The organism is Halomonas caseinilytica (genome assembly GCF_001662305.1).
GTDB classification, from domain to species: domain Bacteria; phylum Pseudomonadota; class Gammaproteobacteria; order Pseudomonadales; family Halomonadaceae; genus Halomonas; species Halomonas caseinilytica.
On sequence record NZ_BDEP01000014.1, the window covers coordinates 96,911 to 119,755 of the forward strand.

20 protein-coding genes and 1 other RNA gene are annotated in these 22,845 nt (G+C 63.3%); 12 read left to right on the forward strand and 9 right to left on the reverse strand.

From position 1 onward, the window contains the following. Nucleotides 1–114: 114 nt before the first annotated feature. From A9O65_RS08160 to A9O65_RS08170, 3 genes are all read left to right on the forward strand, one after another. Nucleotides 115–414, forward strand: a complete 300-nt coding sequence (locus A9O65_RS08160) for a cell division protein ZapA (protein WP_064699887.1) — start codon at nucleotides 115–117, stop codon at nucleotides 412–414. Between the two features lie 48 nt (nucleotides 415–462). Continuing rightward, a non-coding RNA gene (gene ssrS, locus A9O65_RS08165) (6S RNA) lies at nucleotides 463–647 on the forward strand. An 8-nt stretch (nucleotides 648–655) separates the two neighbouring features. Beyond that, entirely contained in the window at nucleotides 656–1,276 is a 621-nt protein-coding gene (locus A9O65_RS08170) for a 5-formyltetrahydrofolate cyclo-ligase (RefSeq protein ID WP_137055263.1), read from the forward strand. A 430-nt stretch (nucleotides 1,277–1,706) separates the two neighbouring features. Here the strand turns inward: A9O65_RS08170 and ilvA are convergent, their stop codons facing one another. Continuing rightward, nucleotides 1,707–3,221, reverse strand: a complete 1,515-nt coding sequence (gene ilvA / locus A9O65_RS08175) for a threonine ammonia-lyase, biosynthetic (RefSeq protein ID WP_064701838.1) — start codon at nucleotides 3,219–3,221, stop codon at nucleotides 1,707–1,709. 192 nt (nucleotides 3,222–3,413) lie between these two features. Between ilvA and rpiA the strand changes: the two genes are divergently transcribed. Continuing rightward, the gene (gene rpiA, locus A9O65_RS08180) at nucleotides 3,414–4,094 is read left to right on the forward strand and encodes a ribose-5-phosphate isomerase RpiA (RefSeq protein WP_064701839.1); all 681 of its coding nucleotides are present in this window, start codon (nucleotides 3,414–3,416) and stop codon (nucleotides 4,092–4,094) included. An 8-nt stretch (nucleotides 4,095–4,102) separates the two neighbouring features. Here the strand turns inward: rpiA and waaA are convergent, their stop codons facing one another. From waaA to A9O65_RS08195, 3 genes are read right to left on the reverse strand one after another with little or no spacing between them, the layout of a single operon-like run. Further along, a complete protein-coding gene (gene waaA / locus A9O65_RS08185) occupies nucleotides 4,103–5,401 on the reverse strand; it encodes a lipid IV(A) 3-deoxy-D-manno-octulosonic acid transferase (RefSeq protein ID WP_064701840.1) in 1,299 nt (432 codons plus the stop codon). Continuing rightward, nucleotides 5,401–6,831 carry a bifunctional D-glycero-beta-D-manno-heptose-7-phosphate kinase/D-glycero-beta-D-manno-heptose 1-phosphate adenylyltransferase HldE gene (gene hldE / locus A9O65_RS08190; RefSeq protein WP_064701841.1) on the reverse strand — a complete coding sequence of 477 codons (1,431 nt, stop codon included), beginning with the start codon at nucleotides 6,829–6,831 and terminating at the stop codon, nucleotides 5,401–5,403. The genes waaA and hldE overlap by 1 nt, the downstream gene beginning before the upstream one ends. Then, nucleotides 6,821–7,918: a glycosyltransferase family 9 protein gene (locus A9O65_RS08195; RefSeq protein ID WP_064699892.1), complete on the reverse strand. Its 1,098-nt coding sequence runs from the start codon at nucleotides 7,916–7,918 to the stop codon at nucleotides 6,821–6,823. The genes hldE and A9O65_RS08195 overlap by 11 nt, the downstream gene beginning before the upstream one ends. Between A9O65_RS08195 and A9O65_RS08200 the strand changes: the two genes are divergently transcribed. Next, nucleotides 7,917–8,627, forward strand: coding sequence for a 3-deoxy-D-manno-octulosonic acid kinase (locus tag A9O65_RS08200; RefSeq protein ID WP_064699893.1), 711 nt, complete (start codon nucleotides 7,917–7,919; stop codon nucleotides 8,625–8,627). The two genes, A9O65_RS08195 and A9O65_RS08200, sit on opposite strands and share 2 nt — an antisense overlap. On the opposite strand, the gene A9O65_RS08205 is transcribed toward A9O65_RS08200, so the two are convergent. Further along, nucleotides 8,603–9,745: a glycosyltransferase family 4 protein gene (locus A9O65_RS08205; RefSeq protein WP_244534482.1), complete on the reverse strand. Its 1,143-nt coding sequence runs from the start codon at nucleotides 9,743–9,745 to the stop codon at nucleotides 8,603–8,605. The two genes, A9O65_RS08200 and A9O65_RS08205, sit on opposite strands and share 25 nt — an antisense overlap. Before the next feature lie 39 nt (nucleotides 9,746–9,784). On the opposite strand from A9O65_RS08205, the gene A9O65_RS08210 reads away from it, so the two are divergent. Genes A9O65_RS08210 through A9O65_RS08220 form a run of 3 tightly spaced genes read left to right on the forward strand, consistent with a single transcriptional unit; the run spans nucleotide 9,785 to nucleotide 13,288 of the window. Beyond that, complete coding sequence (locus tag A9O65_RS08210; protein ID WP_064701842.1) at nucleotides 9,785–10,873, forward strand: glycosyltransferase family 9 protein; 1,089 nt, start codon at nucleotides 9,785–9,787, stop codon at nucleotides 10,871–10,873. Then, complete coding sequence (locus tag A9O65_RS08215; RefSeq protein WP_064701843.1) at nucleotides 10,870–11,637, forward strand: glycosyltransferase family 2 protein; 768 nt, start codon at nucleotides 10,870–10,872, stop codon at nucleotides 11,635–11,637. The genes A9O65_RS08210 and A9O65_RS08215 overlap by 4 nt, the downstream gene beginning before the upstream one ends. Next, the gene (locus tag A9O65_RS08220; RefSeq protein ID WP_064699896.1) at nucleotides 11,627–13,288 is read left to right on the forward strand and encodes a sulfatase-like hydrolase/transferase; all 1,662 of its coding nucleotides are present in this window, start codon (nucleotides 11,627–11,629) and stop codon (nucleotides 13,286–13,288) included. The genes A9O65_RS08215 and A9O65_RS08220 overlap by 11 nt, the downstream gene beginning before the upstream one ends. A 37-nt stretch (nucleotides 13,289–13,325) precedes the next feature. Here A9O65_RS08220 and waaF read toward each other — a convergent pair whose 3' ends face one another. Both waaF and rfaD read right to left on the reverse strand, forming a co-directional pair. After that, nucleotides 13,326–14,342, reverse strand: a complete 1,017-nt coding sequence (waaF, locus tag A9O65_RS08225; RefSeq protein WP_064699897.1) for a lipopolysaccharide heptosyltransferase II — start codon at nucleotides 14,340–14,342, stop codon at nucleotides 13,326–13,328. Beyond that, nucleotides 14,335–15,291, reverse strand: coding sequence for an ADP-glyceromanno-heptose 6-epimerase (gene rfaD / locus A9O65_RS08230; RefSeq protein ID WP_064699898.1), 957 nt, complete (start codon nucleotides 15,289–15,291; stop codon nucleotides 14,335–14,337). Before rfaD ends, waaF begins: the two co-directional genes overlap by 8 nt. Before the next feature lie 95 nt (nucleotides 15,292–15,386). Here rfaD and glyQ point away from each other — a divergent pair, with 95 nt between their 5' ends. After that, a complete protein-coding gene (gene glyQ / locus A9O65_RS08235) occupies nucleotides 15,387–16,349 on the forward strand; it encodes a glycine--tRNA ligase subunit alpha (RefSeq protein WP_064700010.1) in 963 nt (320 codons plus the stop codon). Between the two features lies 1 nt (nucleotide 16,350). Next, complete coding sequence (gene glyS / locus A9O65_RS08240; protein WP_064701844.1) at nucleotides 16,351–18,417, forward strand: glycine--tRNA ligase subunit beta; 2,067 nt, start codon at nucleotides 16,351–16,353, stop codon at nucleotides 18,415–18,417. A 188-nt stretch (nucleotides 18,418–18,605) separates the two neighbouring features. Here glyS and A9O65_RS08245 read toward each other — a convergent pair whose 3' ends face one another. Together A9O65_RS08245 and A9O65_RS08250 are read right to left on the reverse strand one after the other, a co-directional pair. After that, the gene (locus tag A9O65_RS08245) at nucleotides 18,606–19,511 is read right to left on the reverse strand and encodes a glycosyltransferase family 2 protein (RefSeq protein ID WP_064701845.1); all 906 of its coding nucleotides are present in this window, start codon (nucleotides 19,509–19,511) and stop codon (nucleotides 18,606–18,608) included. Nucleotides 19,512–19,715: 204 nt separating this feature from the next. Continuing rightward, the gene (locus A9O65_RS08250; RefSeq protein ID WP_082920145.1) at nucleotides 19,716–20,801 is read right to left on the reverse strand and encodes a glycosyltransferase; all 1,086 of its coding nucleotides are present in this window, start codon (nucleotides 20,799–20,801) and stop codon (nucleotides 19,716–19,718) included. Nucleotides 20,802–20,988: 187 nt separating this feature from the next. Here A9O65_RS08250 and A9O65_RS08255 point away from each other — a divergent pair, with 187 nt between their 5' ends. Both A9O65_RS08255 and gmhB read left to right on the forward strand, forming a co-directional pair. Further along, nucleotides 20,989–21,993, forward strand: a complete 1,005-nt coding sequence (locus tag A9O65_RS08255) for an NAD-dependent epimerase (protein WP_064700011.1) — start codon at nucleotides 20,989–20,991, stop codon at nucleotides 21,991–21,993. A 100-nt stretch (nucleotides 21,994–22,093) separates the two neighbouring features. Continuing rightward, nucleotides 22,094–22,660 (forward strand): D-glycero-beta-D-manno-heptose 1,7-bisphosphate 7-phosphatase, encoded by a 567-nt coding sequence (gene gmhB / locus A9O65_RS08260; protein ID WP_064701899.1) that lies wholly within the window; start codon nucleotides 22,094–22,096, stop codon nucleotides 22,658–22,660. Nucleotides 22,661–22,845 lie beyond the last annotated feature (185 nt).

The window sequence follows — 22,845 nt, forward strand, 5'->3', positions numbered from 1 at the left end:
GCACGCGTTGACCGCGCTTGAACGGCTCTCTTATAGTGACTGAAAGTTCGTATTCCCCTCGATGTTAACGCATCGAGCCCCCGAGACGCGCCCTCGGCCCCCTCCGGAGCACCCATGAGCGACTCTTCACGGCCCACCATCGAGATCACCCTGCTGGATCGGCAGTACGTCATCGCCTGCCCGCCGGACGAGGAGAGCAAACTCGAACGTGCAGCACGTTACCTGGACCGCGCCATGCAGGGCATCCATGCCCAGGGCAAGGTGGTCGACCGCGAGAAGGTCGCCATCATGGCGGCCCTGAACATCGCCAACGAGTTGCTCGAGACCCAGGACGAGCAACGTGCCGGCGAGCAGAGCCTGAGCGAGCTCAACCAGCGTCTCGAGAAGGCGCTTTCCGATGCCCCCGGGCGCTGAAGGGATTCTTCCCTTTGGCCAGGCCGGCGGCTCTGCTAGGATAGGAATCGTTCCCTGGGGTGTTCGCCAGTCGTTATCGTCCCTCGAGCCTATGCGCATTACCCAGGGGGCCAACAGCTAGTCGGACCCGTGTGCATGTCCGTGAGACGGAAAGCCTGACGGTTCGACTGCGGCCACCCACCTTGAACCAATGGGTTCAAGGGCCAGAACGACAGCGGCACTCTGGGGAACTTCATCCATCATGAACGTCATGCAGGATCCAGCCGCACCCACGACACGACGCGAACTGCGCCAAGCACTGCGGCGGCGTCGACGCGAACTCGATCGACGCGAGCAGAAGGCCGCCGCCACGCGGCTATGCCATGCCCTGCGTCGACTGCCGGAAGTCTTCAGAGCCCGGCGTGTGGCGCTCTACCTGCCCAATGACGGCGAAATCGATCCGACGCCTCTGTTGCCCTGGCTCAGGGAACGTGGAGCCCGCGCCTATCTGCCGGTATTGCGCCCCCTGGCACCCAATACCCTCTGGTTCGTCCATTACCATGGCGACACCCCAATGGTGACCAATCGTTTCGGCATTCCCGAACCCGACACCCGTCATGGCGCGCACCGCGCGCGACGTCAGGCAACCTGGACTCTGGATGTCATCCTCCTGCCCTTGGTCGGCTTCGACGATGACGGCCAGCGCATCGGCATGGGAGGCGGCTTCTACGATCGCACTCTCGCCTTCACCCAACGCCCCGGCCCCCGACCTCGCCTGATCGGCCTGGCCCACGACTGCCAGCGCGTCACGCGCCTCCCGGTAGCGCCCTGGGACGTGCCTCTGGACGCCATCGTCAGCGATCGCCGGATTCTACGCCCCTGAGTCGCCCTGCGCGCTAGAGACGGCCCCCAACATCAAGACGGCCGATGCATCACGCATCGGCCGTCTCATGTTCATGCCATCAGAGCGTGCTGATGAAAGTCGCTATCAGTCGCCCGCCAGTGCCTGGGCATAGCCGGTCACCACGACCGCGATGCTGAACAACAGCACCAGTACCATGATCAGATCGGGCTTGCGCTTCATCGTCGACTCCCTGCTCGTCCGGCAGCTTCTGCCGTTATCGTGTTGGAAACGGCCGCGTTTCCCCGGCGACGATGTCGCCATCTCCCGGAAAACACCCCAGCCGATGCTCTTTGGGTTGTGAGAGTAGCCGAAGGACCCGGACATGACAACAGTCACGCCCGGGAAAGTCGCGAAACGCGCCCGATCAGTCAGGCAATTGGAAGTGAGTCAGCGCTCACACCGGAGGGATTCACGCCATGAAGAGGCGATATGCCGGGTTATCGCTCTCCTTCCAGTAGCGATACCCGATCTCATCAAAGTATCCCTCGACATGGCTGTGATCGCCATTGGGCACCTGCATGCCCACCAGCACGCGCCCATAGGCGGCACCGTGATTGCGGTAATGGAACAATGAAATGTTCCAGTCCTGAGGGAGATGCGTCAAAAAGTTCATCAGGGCACCGGGGCGCTCGGGAAACTCGAAGCGATACACCTCTTCCTCGAAGTGTTCCTTCGGGCGCCCGCCCCCCAGGTGCCGGATGTGCAGTTTGGCCAGCTCGTTGTCGGTGAGGTCTTCCACCGGATAGTCGGCACCGCGCAGCTTGTCGATCACGGCCTGGCGATCCTCGCCGCCCGGCTTGACCTGAACACCGACGAAAATGTGCGCCCGCTCGGGATCGGCATAGCGATAATTGAACTCGGTGACCATGCGCTTGCCGATGGTCCGACAGAATTTCTTGAAGCTGCCGGGACGCTCGGGAATGGTCACCGCCAGGATCGCTTCGCGCTGCTCGCCCAGCTCGGTACGCTCGGCGATGTGCTGCAGGCGATCGAAATTGGTGTTGGCACCGGAGTTGATGCACACCAGCGTCTCCCCGGTGGCACCAGTCGACTGGATGTACTTCTTGAGGCCCGCCAGCGACAGCGCCCCAGAGGTCTCGGACACCGCTCGGGTCTCCTCGAAGATGTCCTTCACCGCGGCGCACATCTCGTCGGTGTTGACCGTGATGACATCGTCCACCAGGTCGCGCATGATCGCGAAGGGCGCCTCGCCGATCTGCGCCACGGCCACCCCCTCGGCGAAGACGCCGACCTGATCGAGCGTCACGCGCTCGCCGCTTTCCAGCGCGGCCTTGAGACAGGCGCTGTCCTCCGACTCCACGCCGATCACCTTGATCTCCGGGCGCAGGTACTTGACGTAGGCCGCGATGCCAGCAATCAAGCCACCGCCTCCCACCGGCACGAAGATGGCATCCAGGGGCCCGGCCTGCTGACGAAGAATTTCCATGCCAACGGTACCCTGGCCGGCAATGACGTCGAGATCGTCGAAAGGCGGGATATAGGTGTAGCCGTGCTCCTTGATCAATTCCTGAGCATGAGCGGCGGCGGCGGCGAAGGCATCGCCCTTGAGGACCACCTTGGCACCCCAGCCACGCACGGCCTGAACCTTGATATCCGGCGTGATGCGCGGCATCACGATCACCGCCTTGACGCCCATCTGCTTGGCGGCCATCGCCAGCCCCTGAGCGTGATTGCCTGCTGAGGCGGCGATCACGCCCTTGGCCTTCTGCTCGTCGGTGAGCTGGGCCATGCGATTGTAGGCGCCGCGAATCTTGAAGGAGTGGACCGGCTGCAGGTCCTCGCGCTTGATCAGGATCTGGTTGTGGAATCGACGGGAAAGGAGGGGAGCCGGCGAGATCGGCGTTTCCCGGGCCGCTTCATAGACCCGGGCCTGGAGGATTTTCTTGACGGTGGCTTCGAGCATCCTGATATCCCAATGGGGTAGCGCATGAGAACCGCGGGAGCGGCAGGCGCCACAGTGGCACCCGATGCGTCCCGATGCGGCATGAAGGGAACCCTTATTGGTAGCATTCCGCCTGCTACGGCGTCCAGCACGAGACGACGACATGGCCTATAATGGCGCCGCATTCGCCACCTACCGGACAGCGAGCAGGACATGACTCAAGACGAACTCAAGGATGCCGTGGCCGCCGCCGCCCTCGACGAGATCCGCCCGTTACTCGGGCGCAACGTCGTCATCGGCGTAGGCACCGGCTCTACCGCCAATCGCTTCATCGACAAGCTGGCCACGCTGCGCGGCGACTTTCGCGGCGCGGTGGCCAGTTCGGAAGCGACCGCCGAGCGACTACGAGGCCACGGCATCGATGTCTTCGAGCTCAACGAGACAGGCACGCTTCCCGTCTATGTCGACGGTGCGGACGAAGTGAACGCTCACTTCCACATGATCAAGGGCGGCGGCGCAGCCCTGACCCGAGAGAAGATCGTCGCCGCCTGTTCAGAGCGTTTCGTGTGCATCGCCGACGCCTCCAAGCGCGTCGAGCGCCTGGGCAACTTCCCGCTGCCTGTGGAAGTGATCCCCATGGCGCGCTCCTATGTGGCCCGGGAACTGGTCAGGCTGGGAGCCGATCCGGTCTATCGCGAGGGGGTGATCACCGACAACGGCAACCAGATCCTCGACTGCTATGAATTCATGATCGACGATCCCGAAGCCATGGAGGCCCGGCTCAACAGCATTGCCGGCGTGGTGACCAACGGCCTGTTCGCCGCCCGGGGCGCCGATGTGCTGCTGCTAGGCACTGATCAGGGCGTGGAGCGTCTGACTCCGTCAGGTGAGTAAGTGATCACTCACTCAGGAAGAAGTGCGTCCAGGCCTTCCAGGGTGCGGACCAAGGCGCCCCGATTGGTCTCGACCACCGTTCGGCCGGCCTCGGCGAGCCGGCGCCTCTCCGCCGGCTCGCCGAACAAGCGCGTCAGGGTCGATCCCAGGTCGTTCCCATCGGCCACTTCCACCAGGGCATCGTGCTCACGCAGCATCTCGGCCACATCCTCGAAATTGGCCAGTTCAGGACCAGTCAGTACCGGCACACCCATGGCCGCCGGCTCGAGCAGATTGTGCCCTCCTACCGGTACGAGACTTCCGCCGACGAAGGCCAGGTCCGCGGCACCATAAAGAGCGCGCAACTCGCCCATGGTATCGCCCAGATAAACGGCGGTTTCAGCATCCGGCGTCTCGCTTTTCGATCGCCGAGCACAGGCCAGCCCGTGCTCGGCGCAGAGCTCGGCCACCGCCTCGAAGCGCCTGGGATGGCGCGGCACCAGAATCAGCAACGCCTCGGGCAATGTCTCGCGCACCCTGGCGTGAGTCGCCAGCAGTACCTCGTCCTCACCCGAGTGCGTAGAGCCAGCGACCCAGACCGGGCGCTCACCCAGCATGGTGCGCAAGCGCTCACTCACATCGAAGGCCTCGTCATTCAAGGCAATATCGAACTTCAACGAGCCGGTTATCGTGGTGGCCTGCGCCGCCATGCCGAGCGCCTCGAAGCGTTCGGCGTCCTGGGATGACTTGGCACCCAGCCAAGCGACATGGGACAACGCCTCTCGCATCAGGCGGGGCAGGCGTCGATACGTACGAAAGGCGCGCGTCGATAGCCGCCCGTTGACCACGGCAACGGGCACGCCACGCCGCGAACAAGCGGCCAGCAGATTGGGCCAGAGTTCGGTCTCGAAGAAGATCGCCAGTCCTGGGCGCAGGCGAGTGACGAAACGCCGTGCGGCACAGGGAAAATCCAGCGGCAGGAAGTAATGACTCACTTCGGCGCCATCGCCCGCGTGGCGGAGCTTTTCCGCCAGCGCCACGGCACGTTCGGCACCGGTGGCCGTCATGGTGGTGATCACCAGACGGCGCTGCGGATAGCGGTGGCGCAAGGCCTCGATCAGCGGCCATGCGGTCTGGACCTCGCCGACCGAGGCACAATGCAGCCACAGCGGACGCTCGGCGGCTGACGAGGCAGGAATCCAGCCAAGCCGCTCGCCCCGGGAACGACCGGCACGGTGCTCGCGCCATACGCGCCACCAGAGCAACGGTGCCAGCGCCAGCAAGGCGGCGGAATAGAGCCGGCGCGCCCAGGGGTGGCCGCCGGCCATCAGCGTTCCCGATCGAGGATGGTGGAAATCATCGCGGTCGTGGAGACGCCGTCCTCGAAGCCCAGCACCTTCACCTCTCCCCCGGCGGCACGCACCGCCTCGCCCCCGGCAATCTGCTCGGGGCGGTAATCGCCGCCCTTGACCAGCACATCGGGCAACACCGCCTCGATCAACCGCTGCGGGGTATCCTCGGCGAAGGGCACAACCCAGTCGACGGCGCCCAGGCCGGCCAGCACCTGCATGCGTCGCGCCAGGGGGTTGATCGGCCTGGACGCGCCCTTGAGGCGTGCGATGGAGGCGTCGTCATTGACCGCCACGACCAGCCGGTCGCCCAACTGGCGGGCATGCTCAAGGTAGGCCACATGGCCGGCATGCAGGATGTCGAAGCAGCCATTGGTCATCACCACGCGCTCGCCCCTGGCCTGGGCGGCACGTACCGCATCGCACAATGGCGCCTCGTCGATGACACCGAATTCGGCCAGCTTGTCACCGTGAAGCGCCGTGTAGAGCTCGGCGATGGACAGCGTCGCGGTACCGGGCTTGGCCACCACCAGACCGGCGGCCAGGTTGGCGAGCGTCATGGCCTCGGGGAAGCCATGACCGGCCGCCAGCGCCAGCCCCAGCACGCCGATCACGGTATCGCCGGCGCCGGTCACATCGAAGACCTCCCGGGCCCGGGTCGGCAGGTGAAGCGGTTCGAACCCCTCGCGGATCAGGGTCATGCCCTTCTCGCTGCGCGTGATCAACAATGCCTCGAGCTCCAGCTCGGCGCGCAGTGCCTCACCGCGAGCCGCCAGCGTGGCATCATCGGGGCAAGGGCCCATCACCGTCTCGAACTCGGCCAGGTTGGGCGTGATCACGCTGGCTCCCCGGTACTTGCTGAAATCACTGCCCTTGGGGTCGACCAGCACCCGCTTGCCGGCAGCGCGCACACGGGCGATCAGGGCAGCAACATCGCTCAGAGTGCCCTTGCCATAGTCGGAAAGGATCACCAGGTCGGCCTTGGGCAGCGCCTCTTCCACCTGTACCGACAGCCCATGGGTGTCGACCTTGCCCAACCCTTCCTCGAAATCGAGCCGGATCAACTGTTGGTTGCGGCTCATCACCCTCAGCTTGGTAATGGTCGGTATATCGGGACTACGAGAGAAGTGAGTGCTTACACCGGCATCTTCGAGACGATGCATCAGCCGGTCAGCATTGTCATCATCGCCGACCAGGCCGGCCAGGGCGGCCCGGGCACCGAGCGAGGCGATATTGAGCGCCACGTTGGCAGCGCCCCCGGGGCGATCCTCATCCTCCTCGACCCTGACCACGGGCACCGGGGCCTCGGGAGAGATGCGTGACGTGCCGCCATGCAGGTAGCGATCGAGCATGACGTCGCCCACCACCAGCAGGCGCGAGCGCTCCAGAGCGGTCAGGTCAAGTTTCATCAGGGAACTCCGTTTGCTTGCGAGGCGCGGGCATGGCCAGCAATGCCTCGAGTCGATCGATCACGTCATCGGCACGTATCAGCGACATGGCGTCGGGATGACGGACACGCTGCCCCCAGGACAGGGTGTCAGGATCCTTGTGCAAGTAGGTGCGCACCGCCTCGGGATAGCGATTGACCACGAAATCCTGCCAGCGATAGGGCCCTGCGCGCTCAGGATTGGTGGTGGCGAACAGGCCGACGGTAGGTGTACCCATGGCATTGGCCATGTGCACCGGCCCCGAATCCGGCGCGATCACCGCCCGCGCTCCATCGATCAGTGCCAGCAAACCCTTGAGCGAGGACTCCCCGATCGCATCGATGACCGCGCCGGGCTGGGCCTGCGCCGCGATGCGCTGCCCCATCTCGCGCTCCTGGGTACTGCCGCCACCGGTCAATACCGTCTTCAGGCCGTGCTGCACCCAGGCATGCTCGACTACCGTCGCGTAGCCTTCGGCAGACCAGTTGCGAAAGTTGCGCAGGCGCGGGTTGGCACATGGGCTCATCAGCAGGTAGGGGCTGCCCGACGTGAAACCGGCGGCTTCCCGGCGGGCACTTTCGGGCACGGGTAGCGACCAGTCCAGCGAAAGGTCCTCGACCCCCATCAGGCGGGCGAAGTCGAGAAAGGACTCCAGGACATGGGCGCGCGGGTGAGGCGCAAGCTGGCGATGGGTAAACCAGTGCTGGGCATCCTTGGCACGTGCCTTGTCATAACCGATGCGCAGGTCCGCCTTGAGCCCCAGCGACAGCACGCTGGCGCGCAGTGCCTGCTGCATGTGCAGCAACACATCGAAGCGGGTATCAGCGAGGCGCCGCCAGAGCTCACGCATGCCCGAAAGCCCGGAGGACTTGTCGTAGACGATGAACTCGACCCCGGAAAGCCCGGCCAGTAGACTGTGCTCGCCCTTGCCGATGATCCAGGTGATGCGCGCCTCGGGCCATTGGCGTTGCAGAGCGCGAACCGTCGGTACCAGGTTGCAGACATCGCCCAGGGCGGAGAGACGCAGCACACCGATGTGCTCGGGTCGGGCGGGCAGAGGATGCTTCATGCGATTGGCAACGTATCGAACAGGAAAGGTAAGCATTCTATATGATGCGGATAGTTTATGTGACGCCTGCGGGACGCCACAAATCGGGCCGCATCTCTTCGATCCCGGGTACTGGCGCCAGACGGGCACCGTCATCGGCGAAGCACCGGGGCGCGGCGCCAGCCTGTTTCTTCAGGTTGGCGACGAGCAGTGGGTACTGCGCCCCTACCGCCGCGGCGGACTCATCGCCCGAATCAGCACCGAGCGTTACCTGTGGTGCGGAGCGGAGCGCTCCCGCGCCTTTCGCGAGATGCGCCTGACCGCTCACCTTCATGCGCTCGACCTGCCCGTGCCACGCCCGGTGGCCGCCGGCGTGACCCGCCACGGTCTCGCCTACGAAGCCGGCCTGATCACCGTCCGATTGCCTGGTGCCCGTGCCCTGGCCGACTGTCTTCCCGAGGCTGACGCGGCCTTGCTGCGCCGTGTCGGCACCACCATTCGCCGCTTCCACGATGCCGGGCTGGACCATGTGGACCTCAATGCCCGCAACCTGCTGGTCGATGCCTCGGAAACGGTCTGGTTGATCGACCTGGACCGATGCCGACTGCGCTCCCCGGGCCGCTGGCGGGAAGCCAACCTCGAGCGCCTGGCTCGCTCGCTGACGAAGTTCGATGCGCCCTCAGCCATCGATATCGTCCGGCAGGGCTATGTCTCCGAGGCGCCCTCCTGACCGGCATATTCCTCGACCAGGGCCGCCACATGGCCCGCCAGCGTGAATGCCTCCTGAACGCGCTGCCGACCGGCCGCCCCGAGTCTTTCACGCAGTTGGACGTCCTCCAGGAGTTCGACCAGCGCCGTGACCCAGGCCTCCGGCACATCGGGGTCGGCAAGCCGTCCCGTCTGCTCGTTGATCAGTTCGGGAATGGCCCCGCTCGATGAGCCCACCACCGGGCGGGCAGCCGCCATAGCTTCGATGACCGTCAGGCCGAAGGCCTCGTTGCGCGACGGCACGCAGACGATATCCAGCGCCTTCAGGCAAGACGGCAGGTCGGAGCGGAAACCGACGAAGCTCACTCGCGACGCGAGCCCCAGCTCGCCAACGCGCTCGCGCAGCTCGGCAACGACCGCTTCGTCGCTTCCCTCATCCGCCGCGAGCCCGCCGATCAGCACTCCCTGCCAAGCCTGGCCAGGGCCCCTTTCGGCCAGCCGACCCAGCGCCTCGACCCAGAGCGCCTGCCCCTTGCCCCGAGTAATGCGCCCCGGCAACCCGATGGCCACTGCCCCTTCCGGTATGCCCAGTTCGGCACGCAGCGCCGCCTTCTCGCTGGCCCCGAGATCATCGGCATAAGGCGCCGGGTCGATGCCCAGATAAAGCCGACGGATCCGTTCGGCCGGCAGCGGAAAGGCTTTCAGATTGCGCCGTCGCGTTGCCTCGCTGATCGAGAACAGGCGGCTCACCTTGCCGTAACTCCAGCGATGAAAAGGATCGCGCTTGGGTCGGGTAACGCCCATGTGGTCGGTGAAGACAAGCTTGAGTTCCGGACGTAGACTGACGAGCAGCGCCCCCAGCCGAAGATCGCTGGACTTGTGACAATGCAGCACCCCGATATCATGGGCCCTCAAGTAGGTCAGGATACGCCGGACTCGCCACAGCGCCTGCTCTCGGGAAACGAACGTCAAGGGGTGGACACCAGCCGCCATGAGGCTCGAGGCGACACGTGAGCCTTCGAGGGCCAGGCCATGAGCCTCCCACCCCTGCCGAGCCAGCTCAGGTATAATCCGAGCCGGATACATTTCGAGTCCACCCCAGCCGTCGGAAAGGCAGATCTGCATGACCTTGGGTTTCAAGGCGTCCTCCGTTCGCGGTATCGGGGTTCGGGGGTCCCGATGACACATTTTTCGCACCAACAGCCGCCTCGCCTGCTGGTCGTACGCAACGACAAGCTCGGCGACTTCATGCTTGCCTGGCCGGCCCTGGCTTGCCTGAAGGCCAGTGAACCCACGCCTCACGTCAGTGTCCTGGTGCCCGGCTACACCGCCCCCATGGCGCGGCTCTGCCCCTGGGTGGATGAGGTCATCGTCGATCCGGGCGACGGCGCCGGGCGAGAAGCCAGGCAAGACGTGCTGGCCCAAATTCGCGCGGCCGACGTCGACGCCCTGCTGACCCTGTTCTCCACGCCTCGCATCGGCTGGCTGGGCTGGCGTGCCGGTATCCCGTTGCGCCTGGCGCCGGCCACCAAGTGGGCTCAACTATTCTACAACCACCGCATCACCCAGCGCAGGTCCCGCTCGGCGAAACCCGAGTACGTCTACAACATGGAACTGGCGGAGGCCCTGCTGGATGCCCTCGCACTGCCCAAGCCGACACGTCCAGCGCCGCCCTACTGGCCCCTGTCCGCGCAAGAGCAAGGCGCTCAGCGCCACCGCATCGCCGAGGAACTGGCCCTCGATCCCGAGCGCCCCTGGGTATTCCTGCACGCCGGCAGTGGTGGTTCGGCAGTCAACCTGACAGCGGAAGCCTATGCGCGACTGGCGCAAGATGTCACCTCTCGCCTGGACGAAAACAGCGCGCCATCATGGATACTGACCGCCGGCCCCGGCGAGGAAGACAATGCCGACGCTCTGCACCGGACCCTGAAAGGCATGGCACTCGATGCCCATCGGCTGCCGGCACGCGACGGCCTCGGCGACTTCGCCCTGAGTCTCGCGGCTGCAGACCTGTTCATCGCCGGCTCCACCGGCCCATTGCACATCGCTGGCTGCCTGAACCGTGCCACTGCCGGCTTTTATCCTGCCCGGCGCTCGGCAACGCCCCTGCGCTGGCAGACCTGCAACGACGCGACGCGGCGCCTCGCCTTCCGTCCTCCCGCTGAGGCCGGTGAAACCGACATGCACGCCATCGACTTGGAAGCCGCCGCCGAACAAATCGCCCGACGCCTGGCGTCGTCTCCGACAAGCGAGCCCAGCACAACATGACTTCCATTACCGGTATCATCATCACGCTCAACGAGGCGGACAACGTTGTCGACTGCATCACCTCACTGCAACGCGTCTGCGAGGAGGTCATCGTCGTCGACTCCGGCAGCGCGGACGAGACCGTGTGTCTGGCCGAAGATGCCGGCGCCCGGGTCATTCACCAGCCCTACCTGGGTGACGGCCCCCAGAAGGCCTTCGCCGTCCCTCAGGCAAGCCACGATTGGATTCTCGCTCTGGACGCCGACGAACGCCTTGACGACGATGCGGTCCAGGCAATCCAGGCGCTGGCGCTCGACGATCCCCAGCAGGCTTATCGCTTCAGGCGGCGCAACTTCGCCGGTAACCACTGGATCCGTGCGGCAGGCTTCTATCCCGATCCGGTCACACGACTGTACAACCGCACCACCTCGGGTTATTTGCCCAAGAAGGCGCATTCCTCGGTCCAGGCACCCTCGGTGGTCGATCTCGACGTGCACATCCGCCACTTCACCTATCGCGACCTGTCCCACTGGATCACCCGTATCGATCAGCTCTCCAGCCGCGATGCCTGGGCCATGAAGGAGCGCGGCAAGCCCCCCTCGCGGTATCGCCCCGTGCTCCACGCGGCCAGCGCCACCCTGCGCAAGCTGATCCTCAAGGGGGGGATATTCCAGGGCCCGGACGGTTTCACGGTCGCCATGACTACGGCGTTTCACGCTTACATGAAGTATGCCAAGCTGAACGAACTCTACGAGAACGAACGCGCGACCCCCGATGATGCTTGAACGCCCCCTGCCTGAGGGATTGCGGGAACCCCGCTGGTGGGCACTGCTGACCCTCGGCCTGGCCCTGGGCCATGCCGCCGTGACGGTCACCCGGCTGCCGTACTGGATGCTGCCGCCCATCGCTGCCGGCTGGCTGCTGCTGGCACATGCCCTGCGCTGGGGTGCCCCATCACGCCAGGCGCCGGCACGTGGCTGGCCATGGTCGCTCGTACCGCTCATTTTCTGGGGCATCTATGTCTATCTCGCCGACAGCTTCGGTATCGTCGACCTCGGTGCGGTGTTCTTCCATCTGCAGGCCGGCATCAGCGAGCACGGCGGCGGTGAACGTACCATCGTCGCCGTGCTCTACACGCTGGCCATGTTCCCGATCCTGGCGGCCTTCACCTGGTTGATCCGTCACGACCATCGTTGGCGAAGGCTGGAACGCTGGCTGGCCCTGGCCTTGCTGGTCACCAACCCGCTGCTCTACAACATCGGCCAACGCAGCGCGGCCATCGTCGCCGAGGAAGGCGCCTGGCTCGAACAGCGTTACGTCTCGCCGGTGATTCTCGAGAAACCATCCTCTCCACCCAACCTGCTGGTCATCTACCTGGAGAGCCTGGAGCGTACCTACGCCGATCACGAGCGCTTCGGCGATGTCTATGCACCGCTCGGTGCCCTGGGCGATCAGGGTGTGGTGTTCGAGGGCGTTCGCCAGATCGACAATACCGGCTGGACCATGGCCGGCATGATCGCCAGCCAGTGCGGGGTTCCGTTGATGCCAGCGGGGCTGCTCCACGACAGCCAACTGGAGCCACTCGAGCAGGTCGTACCCGGGGTTTCCTGCCTGGGCGACCTGCTCGCCGAGCAAGGCTATTCTCTGACCTACATGGGAGGCGCCAGCAAGCGCTTCGCTGGCAAGGGCAAGTTCTACGAGGGGCATGGTTTCTCGCGAGTCCTGGGGCGCGACGATCTCGCACCCAGGCTGGACGATCCAGACGACTTGAACAGCTGGGGCCTCTACGACGACGACCTATACTCTCTGACCGTCGAGGAGATTCGACGCCTGGAAGAGACGGATGGCCCCTGGGGACTGGTCAACCTGAGCCTGGCCACGCACCCGCCATACGGCTACCCGCCTGCTGCATGTCGCAAGCACCAAGGCGAATTCGATGGCACGGATATTCTCTACAGTGTCGAGTGCTCCGCCCGCATGGTGCACGAGCTGGTGACACGCCTCGCCGGCGAGGGACTCCTGAAGGATACGCTGGTGGTCATCGCCAGCGATCACCTATCGATGCGCGTCTCGGCCTGGGAGCAGTTGACTGCCGGCCCGCGCAGCAACACCTTCATGCTGCTCGGCAACGATCTCGTGCCGCGACGCATGAAGGTCGAAGCCTCGACCATGGATATCCTGCCCACGGTGCTCGAGGCCATGGGATTCGTCATCGACTGGCATCGCGCCGGGCTGGGCGTGTCGCTGCTCTCGGACGAACCGACCCTGATCGAACAGCATGGCTTGAAGGTTCTCAACGACCAGCTCAGGCGAGAAACCGCGCTTCACGAGCGCCTCTGGCAAGGGCTCGACATCGAGGGCATGGCCCCGGATGACGCATCGCGGACGTCGCCCTGGCGACTCCCCGAGGGGCCGGCGGCGGAAGCGGCGGAGTGAAACCCGCAACCCCGCATCAAGGCCGCCGAGAGCAGGACTAGTCGCAAATGGCGCGCAGCAAACGCTCCGGGGGCAAGTGATTCAGGCAGTTGGTGTGTCCCAGTGGGCAGGTACGCTCGAAGCAGGGCGAGCATTCCAGTGCCAGGTAATGGATCTCGGCATCATCGGTCAGCGGTGGCGTGTAGGCGGGTGAAGAAGAACCATAGATCGCCTGGACCCGAGTGCCCGAGGCCGCTGCCACATGCATCAGCCCGGAATCATTGGTAACCGCCTGCCGACAATCCGCGAGCAGGTCCACGGCATCACCCAGGCGAGTCCGACCGCAGAGATTATGCACCCCCTCGAGCCCCTCGGCGATCCTGTCGCCAGCCGCAGCATCCTTGGGGCCCCCCAAAACGCGAACCTCATGGCCCCTGGCCACCAGCGCTTCGGCCAGTTCACGGAAGTAAGGCAAGGGCCACTGCTTGGCCGGCCCGTACTCGGCTCCCGGCATCATGGCGATGGCCGGGCGCGTACTCAGGCCAAGCGTTTCGCGCAGTCGTTCCAGGTTCGCTGTATCACGACGCAGCTCCGGCCTGGGCAACATGAAATCGCCCCGTTCTGCCTCGTCGGCCGACAGGCCGAGTGCCACGAAGCGCTTGACGGTCTGGTCGAGCACCGACTTGTCGAGTCGGCGTCGATCATTGAGCAGGCCATAGCGTTGTTCGCCGGTAAAGCCGGTGCGATGAGGAATACGCGCCAGAAACGGGACCAGTGCCGATTTCCACGAGCGCGGCAGGACAAGGGCCCGGTCGAAGCGGCCACGCAGCTCTCCAGCCAGTCGACGTCGTGTCGCCCAGCCGAACTCGCCATGCCCGACCTCCAGCGGAGCCACTTCATCGACCTCCTCCATGCGCTCGAGTATCGGGCGCGACCAGGCCGGTGCCACAACGCCAATGTAGGCGCCTGGCTGCCTTGTCTTGAGGGTCTTGAACAGGCTCTGCGCCATGACCATGTCGCCGACCCAAGACGGGCCCACGACCAGGATGCGCTCCCCGGAAGCGGCCTCAGGCATTCAGCCACTCCAGATAGGCTCGCACCCCCTCGGCAACGGTGCGGAACTCACGGTCGTAGCCGGCCTCGCGCAGCCGTTCGATGTCAGCCCGCGTATAGCTCTGGTAACGCCCCTTGAGGTTCTCGGGAAAATCGATGTATTCGATGCGACCGCGGCCATAATAGTCGATCACGGCATCGCCGATGGCCTTGAAGGGTTCAGCTCGCCCGGTTCCCAGGTTGAAGATGCCCGAGGCCTTGGGGTTGTCGAGGAACCACAGGTTGACGTCCACCACGTCGCCCACGTAGATGAAGTCTCGACTCTGCATGCCCGCTTCGTAGCCATCCCAGGCACCGAACAGTTTCAGGTTCTCGCCGCTGCTGATCTGGGTGTGATGGTGATAGGCCACGCTGGCCATCTTGCCCTTGTGCTGCTCCCGGGGACCATAGACATTGAAGTAGCGAAAGCCCACTACCTGGCTCTCGAACTCGTGATGCCGAGCACGGACGTACTGGTCGAAGAGCAGCTTGGAGTAGCCATAGACGTTCAGCGGCTTCTCGTGCTCGGGGTCTTCCCGAAACACCTCGCTACCACCATAGGTCGCGGCGGAGGACGCATACAGGAAGGGAATCCCCTTGAGCTGGCAGAAATTCAGCAGCTCCTTGGAATACTCGAAGTTGTTCTCGAGCATGAAGCGGCCATCCCACTCCGTGGTATCGGAACATGCCCCTTCGTGGAAGATTGCCTCGATGGGCGGCAGATGCGCCTGTTCGCCGCGCAGGGCAGCCCTGACCCGAGACAGGAAGTCGTCCTTGTCGAGATAGTCGCCGAGGGTGCAGTCGGCGAGATTGATGAACTTGGTGCCGTCGCGAAGATCGTCGACCACCAAGATATCGTCATGGCCTCGTTCATTGAGAGCCTTGACCAGATTCGAGCCGATGAAGCCGGCTCCGCCTGTCACTACGATCATGGGATTCCTCTTACTCCGGGCCTGCGCCTATAACCGATCTGCCTGTGATTGTATACTTGACGGCTCGTGAATTCATGGCCAACGGTGCTTTCGCAATGACACAGTCGACGCCAGACGTGACAACCTTTCAGGGCCTGATACTGGCCCTGCAGCAGTACTGGGCCGAACAGGGCTGCGTGGTTCTCCAGCCCCTGGACATGGAGGTCGGGGCCGGGACCTTCCATACGGCCACCTTCCTGCGCTCCATCGGCCCCGAGACCTGGAACGCCGCCTACGTGCAGCCGTCCCGTCGGCCTACCGATGGTCGCTATGGAGAGAATCCCAACCGCCTGCAGCATTACTATCAGTTCCAGGTGGTCATGAAGCCTTCTCCGGCGGACCTGCAGGACCTCTATCTTGGCTCCCTGAAGTGTCTCGGCATCGATCCCCTGGTCCATGACATCCGCTTCGTCGAAGACAACTGGGAGTCCCCTACCCTGGGCGCCTGGGGGCTTGGCTGGGAGGTCTGGCTCAACGGCATGGAGGTGACGCAGTTCACCTACTTCCAGCAGGCCGGCGGGCTGGAGTGCTACCCCGTTACCGGCGAGCTGACCTATGGCCTCGAACGTATCGCCATGTACGTACAGGACGTCGACAGTGTCTACGACCTGGTGTGGACGGTCGCGCCGGACGGCACCAAGGTCACCTACGGGGATGTCTTCCTGCAGAACGAGCGCGAGCAGTCCGCCTACAATTTCGAGCATGCCGACGTTCCGGCCCTCTTCGAGGCGTTCGATCATCAGGAGCGCGAGTGCGCCAAGCTGCTCGACGCCAGCCTGCCCCTGCCCGCCTATGAGCAGACCCTGAAGGCATCGCATACCTTCAACCTGCTCGATGCCCGGCATGCCATTTCCGTGACCGAGCGGCAGCGCTACATCCTCCGCGTACGCACCATGGCCCGCAACGTGGCCCATGCCTACTATGAATCTCGCAAGGCCGCCGGCTTCCCGCTGGCTTCCGAGGCCCTGCGCCAAGAACTGCTGGCGAACGAGTCGCCTGCCGAACAGGGAGACGCTTGAGATGGCTGCCGATACCTTTCTGCTCGAACTGGGCGTCGAGGAACTCCCGCCAGGCGCGATCGACACCCTGTCCGACGCCCTGGCCGACGGGATTCGACAAGGCCTGGACGATGCCGATATCGAACATGGCGACATTCGGGCCTATGCCAGTCCGCGGCGCCTGGCCGTTCAGGTCGCCTCGCTGGCCGACAAGCAGCCGGATCGCGAAGTCGAACGCCGCGGCCCCTCCTTGGCTGCCGCCTTCAAGGACGGCGAGCCGACCAAGGCCGCCGAGGGCTTCGCCCGCTCCTGTGGCGTCAGCATCGAGTCGCTGATCCATCTCGAAACGGACAAGGGAACCTGGCTGGGCTATCGCGAACGGCAGCCGGGAGAGGCAACCACGACCCTGCTGCCCGCCATCGTCGAGAAATCCATCGACTCCCTGCCGGTGCCCAAGAACATGCGCTGGGGCGCCTCGAGAGTCGAGTTCTCTCGCCCCGCTCACTGGCTCGTCATGCTCTTCGGTGAACACGTCGTCGATGCCTCCGCCCTGGGACTCCAGGCTGGCCGCACCACCCGTGGGCATCGTTTTCACGCGCCGGATCCCATCGAGCTCGGTCACGCCGACGACTATCTGAGCGCCATGGAGAACGCCTGGGTGCTGGCGGATCGCGAGCAACGTCGCGAACGCATTCGTGAACAGGTCCTCGCCGAAGCCGAAGTCCAGGCCGCCACCGCGGTGATCGACGAGGAACTGTTGACCGAAGTCAGTGGCCTGGTCGAGTGGCCTGTCGCGCTGACCGGCAGCTTCGACGAACGCTTCCTGGAAGTCCCCGCCGAGTGTCTCATCTCCTCGATGAAGGCCAACCAGAAATACTTCCACCTGCTGGATGACGACGGCCAGCTCAGGCCCCAGTTCATCACCATTGCCAATATCGACAGCCAGGCGCCCGACCTGGTCATTCAGGGCAACGAAAAAGTCATTCGGCCGCGCCTGGCCGACGCGGCCTTCTTCTACGATACCGACCGGCAGCGTCCGCTGGCCGAGCGCACGGCGGAGCTAGCCAGCGTCGTCTTCCAGCAGCAGCTCGGCACCCTGGCCGACAAGGCCCACCGCAGCGCGGCCGTGGCGGCCTTCATCGCCGGTCGCATCGATGGCGACGTGGCCTATGCCCGGCGCGCCAGCGAACTGGCCAAGTGTGATCTCGTGACCGAGATGGTGCAGGAATTCCCCGAACTCCAGGGCACCATGGGACGCTACTACGCTACCCACGATGGCGAGGCTGCCGAGGTGGCCCATGCTCTGGAGGAGCAGTATCTGCCGCGCTTTGCCGGTGACGAGGTACCCAGCACACGTACCGGTCTGGCCCTGGCCCTTGCTGACCGTCTGGACACCCTGACCGGCATCTTCGGCATCGGCCAACGGCCCAGCGGCACCAAGGACCCCTTTGCCCTGCGTCGTGCCTCCATCGGGGTACTCAACATCCTGATCAAGGGCGAGCTGGATCTGGACCTTCGCGAGCTCCTCGAACTGGCCGCTGCCCAGCATCAGGAGCTGCCCTATTCCGAGGGTCTGGTCGACGAGGTCCTGGCCTATATGCTGGATCGTTTCCGGGCCTGGGGCCGCGATGAAGGCATCGAGGCTGAGGTCTACCTCGCCGTACGCGCCCGCCCGGTAACCAAGCCTCTGGATTTTGCTCGTCGCCTGCAAGCCGTGCACGCGTTCGCCAGTCGCGAGGAAGCCGCCGCCCTGGCCGCCGCCAACAAGCGGGTTTCCAACATCCTCGCCAAGCAGGATGTCGAGACGTCCCTCGAGATCGATGCCTCTCTGCTTGCCGAGGAAGCCGAGCGTGAACTCGCCGAGGCACTGTCCCACTGCCGGGAGAAGGTGGCCCCGCTTTTCGCTGAAGCCCGCTACAGCGATGCTCTGGATGTCCTCGCCAGTCTGCGTGAGCCCGTGGATCGCTTTTTCGATCAAGTGATGGTCATGGCCGATGATGAAGCGGTAAAACGTAACCGCCTGGCCCTGCTGGCCAATCTTCAGGCCTTGTTCCTCGAGGTTGCGGATATCGCGGAACTACAGCACTGACCGGGCGATTCACCGTGAAAGTCCGGTAAACGGCAAAGGGGCCTGTTTCACGTGAAACAGGCCCCTTCTCGTTCTGGACGTTACTCGGCCACGCGCCTCCCCCTTCACGACACGTGCCCGTATTGTTTCACGTGAAACATCTCTGTCTGGGTCACCAACCGGATCGAGAGTGCGCTGCCTCGCCGCGGTTACCTGAGAAAAGAGAGCAAGTAGCGCTTCAACAGCCGTGCATCCAGTTTCAGCTTTCCATTGACGATGGCATCTCGCAATGTGCTACGAAACCTTTTGCCCTGCTTCATGCGGTAAAGCGACTGGAGCACCGACCTTGTATCCGCCTCCAACAGCTTCTTGGCCTGCTCCTGTGTCAGCCTATTCATCAGAATTGGATTCATCTTGACGGCTTCGATGAAGCGTTCCCCCTGACGAATGATTCGTTCATGATCGTGCCGAGCGCGATGTTCCTCCACGTCTCGAACCATACAGCACGGCCCCGTGGCATAGCGTCCGTCTTCTCTTGCCAGCGCCCTCAGGAAAAACTCGACGTCTTCCTTCTTGCGCAGCTCCTCGTTGAACCCGCCTGACACCGTGAAGGCACTGCGCTTCATGAGAAAGCTGTTCGTATGCAGCCATCCCATGTCGTCAATGTATTCGCTGAGGGTAAGCGGGGCTGAATATTCCTTCTTTCCGGGAAGAAGGGAGCGGTGGGTAACGGTATCAATCGGATCGCTGAAGATGAGTCCCTCGAAGTCGGGGTCATCCTGGGCCACCTGCATTCGATTGGCCACGGCAGACTCGACGAGAAGATCATCGGAATCCAGGAAGCCGACATAGGCTGCATCGCTGAGCGCTACGCCATGATTCCTCGCAGCCGACTGTCCCTGGTTGCTCGCCAACTGGTGAAGCGATACCCGGGGCTCTGCCCTATAGTGCTCTTCCAGCTGCGCATAACTACCATCGGTGGAGACATCATCGACGACAATGCAGTGCGTGTTGAGCCAGGTTTGCGAAAGCACGGAATCGATGGCCTCGCAGACGCGGGGCCATCGATTAAAACAGGGGATGACGATAGCAACAGTGGGCTGGTGGTTACGCATGGATCGTTTACCGCGCCTTTCGTTAGATGCTGTGTTTGCAAACCTTGCCCGAAACTAGCGCTCAATCCTGACTCGAGAAGATTCGCCCGTACTGTTCCCGTGAATGAGAAGATCGCTCGTTGCACTTTGAGCGACATCACCATGAAACGCTCCCTCCCCTTGGCGCCCCTGCCCTGCACCTCGCACAAGGAGGTCAGGAGCCTGTCAGAGGGCTTCGAACTTAGGCAGCACCGTCTCCTTGAGGAATTGCTGATAGTGGCGTGGCTCGATGGTTACGGGCACCTCGTCCATGCGCCTGAGGGCTTCGGCGAGGCCGTCTTCGTCGTCCGGGGCGACGAGAAAGTCAGCCAGCTCATGGGTTAGGATTTCCCGCGGCCCACTGGGGCAGTCCGTGCTGATCACCGGCGTATGCAGCAACAGCGACTCGATCAGCACCCGCGGCAAGCCTTCGGCATCGGAGGTCAAGACCATGGCCTTCGCCTCACGGATGAAGGGATAGGGATTGCGATGATAGCCCAGCCAGATGACACGGTCCTCCAGGCCAAGCGATGCGATCTGGCGACGAACCGCTTCCTCGTGCTCTGGCTTGCCCTTGCCCATGATAGCCAGTGGTGTCGTTATATCGCTTTTCGCATAGGCACGCAGCAAGCGATCATGGCGCTTGCGAGGCTCGATGGCCGCAACACACAGCAAATAGTCGCTCTCGGGAACGGACGCCGGCTCCTCGGCCATGGCAACGAAAGGTTCCCGCTCGTAAGGATTGTAGATGGGCACGATCTTCTCGGCCTTCAGTCCGACGACCTTTTCGAGATTGTCCTTCACACCCTGAGAGACGGCGATGACCTGGCGGTCATGATAAAAGCGGCGAACCTTGTCGTAGGCTCTCTTGAGCCGCTTCGGGTCGCTGAACTTGGCCGACACGTCCGACTTGATCCAGAAATAGAGATTGGAAATGTCGAGGTGACGCGTGATCCTGTCACAGGAACAGGAGATCACGACATCCGGCTGCCAGGATTTCAAAGCACGCTTTATTCGAGACGCCTGCCACTTCTCGGTCAACACTGTGGTGGTGGCCTTGGTAAAGCGTGTCACCACGGCCAGGTTCTCGATCACCAAGCCCTCCGGCAAGCGATGCTCGATTCGCTCGCGCAGCGTGAACACCTTGACCTCGTGGCCGCGCTGGCGCAATTGGTCGGCGGTATAGAGCAGCGACTTCTCGGCACCGCCACCGTAGAGATCCCCGATGACGAAGGCAAAACGCTTTTTGGGCATGGCTGTCGATTGGCTCATGAATGTGATTCCGAAAGTGGACGAATATTGGGAACATCCCCGATGGCGAGCCTGTCGGACATGGAGCAGCAAATTCTAGCATGCTCGGTCAGCGGCTAGCGCTAGGGTACAATGCTACCTTCTCACCCCGAAAACGGATGCCAGTGTCACATCCAGGAAGCGCCAGCATAGGAGCATGCGTCACAACATGAAGCTACTGATCACGGGCATGGCCGGCTTCATCGGCCATGCCGTCGCCAAGCGTCTTTCGACGCAGTCATCATACGATATCGTTGGTGTCGACAACCTCAGCGACTACTACGACGTATCCCTCAAGAAGGCGCGCCTGGACGATCTCGCCGCGTCGGGAAACATCCGCTTCGAACGACTCGATCTGGCCGATCGTGAGGCGGTGGCCGCCCTGTTCGAGACGGAAGGCTTCGATAGCGTCATCCACCTGGCAGCACAGCCCGGGGTGCGCTATTCGCTCGAGAACCCTCATGCCTACGCCGATGCCAACCTCGTGGGACATCTCAATGTACTGGAAGGCTGTCGCCATGGCCGAGTCGAGCATCTAGTCTATGCGTCCTCCAGTTCCGTATACGGCGCCAACGACAAGACGCCTTTCGCCACGTCGGATAACGTCGATCATCCCATCAGCCTGTATGCAGCCACCAAGAAAGCCAACGAGCTGATGGCCCATACCTATTCTCATCTCTACGACCTCCCCACCACCGGATTGCGCTTCTTTACGGTGTATGGGCCTTGGGGACGTCCCGACATGGCCATGTTCAAGTTCACGCAAGCCGTGCTCGAGGGCAGGCCGATACAGGTCTATAACCATGGCGAGATGTACCGGGACTTCACCTATATCGACGACATTGTCGAGGGCATCGTTCGTATTCTGGAGATCGTGCCCCAGCGTGATGGGCAAACCCTGCCTTCCTCGCCGGAGGCGAGTGACGCGCCCTACAGGCTCTACAACATAGGCCATGGCAGCCCAGTCGCTTTGATGGACTTCGTGCGTGCCGTGGAGACGGCGACCGGTCGTGAGGCCGTATGCGACTTCCAGCCCATGCAGCCAGGCGATGTCCCTCGCACCTGGGCGGATACCGAAGCGTTTTTCACGGCCACCGGCTATCGTCCACGGGTCAAAGTGGACGAAGGGGTCTCTCGTTTCGTCGAATGGTATCGGGAGTTTTACGGCGTATAAGGCCGGCCTTGGTCCATCCTTCAATGTCATGGCGCGTCCATGTTTCACGTGAAACATGGCGCTACCTGATGCCTCCCTCCACCAGAGGTACTACCAGCCCATGTCTGCCAAACTCGTCATCCTGGATCGAGACGGTGTCATCAACCAGGATTCCGATAACTATGTGAAATCCTTGGATGAGTGGATCCCCTACCCCTCCTCCATCAAGGCAATTGCTCGCTTGTCCCAAGCCGGCTGGACGGTCGCCGTAGCCACCAACCAGTCCGGCATCGCGCGTGGCTACTACGACGAAGGCGAACTCGCGAGGATGCATGAAGCCATGGTGGCCATGATCGAGGGGGCAGGAGGCAAGATTGCCTGCATCACCTACTGCCCGCATGGCCCGAAAGATGGCTGCCACTGCCGCAAGCCACTGCCAGGAATGCTCCACGAGATTCGCCAGATGCTGGACCTTGCCTCTTTGGAAGGGAGCTGGATGGTCGGCGACAGCCTGAGAGATATCCAGGCGGGCGATGCGGCCGGTTGCCAATCGGCCCTAGTGCTGACCGGCAAGGGGAAACGCACTCTGGACAAGCACCCAGAAATCTCGGCTTCGAATGTGAAAGTCTTCGAGAACCTGGCCACCTTTGCTGACTGGTTGCTCGACACTCCCCCGGCAACAAGCTGAGTTCATCCCTCTCCCGTGACGACGGGGAGAACCGAGCCACCCTTGTGCTCTCATCATTGATGTTTCACGTGAAACGCATCTGAACAGGCAACTGCCACCTGGAGCACAACACCGCGAGGTACAGAGATGATGAGCACATATGAAAAGGGCTGCATCGATTCTCTCGATGCAGCCCTTTTTTCAGC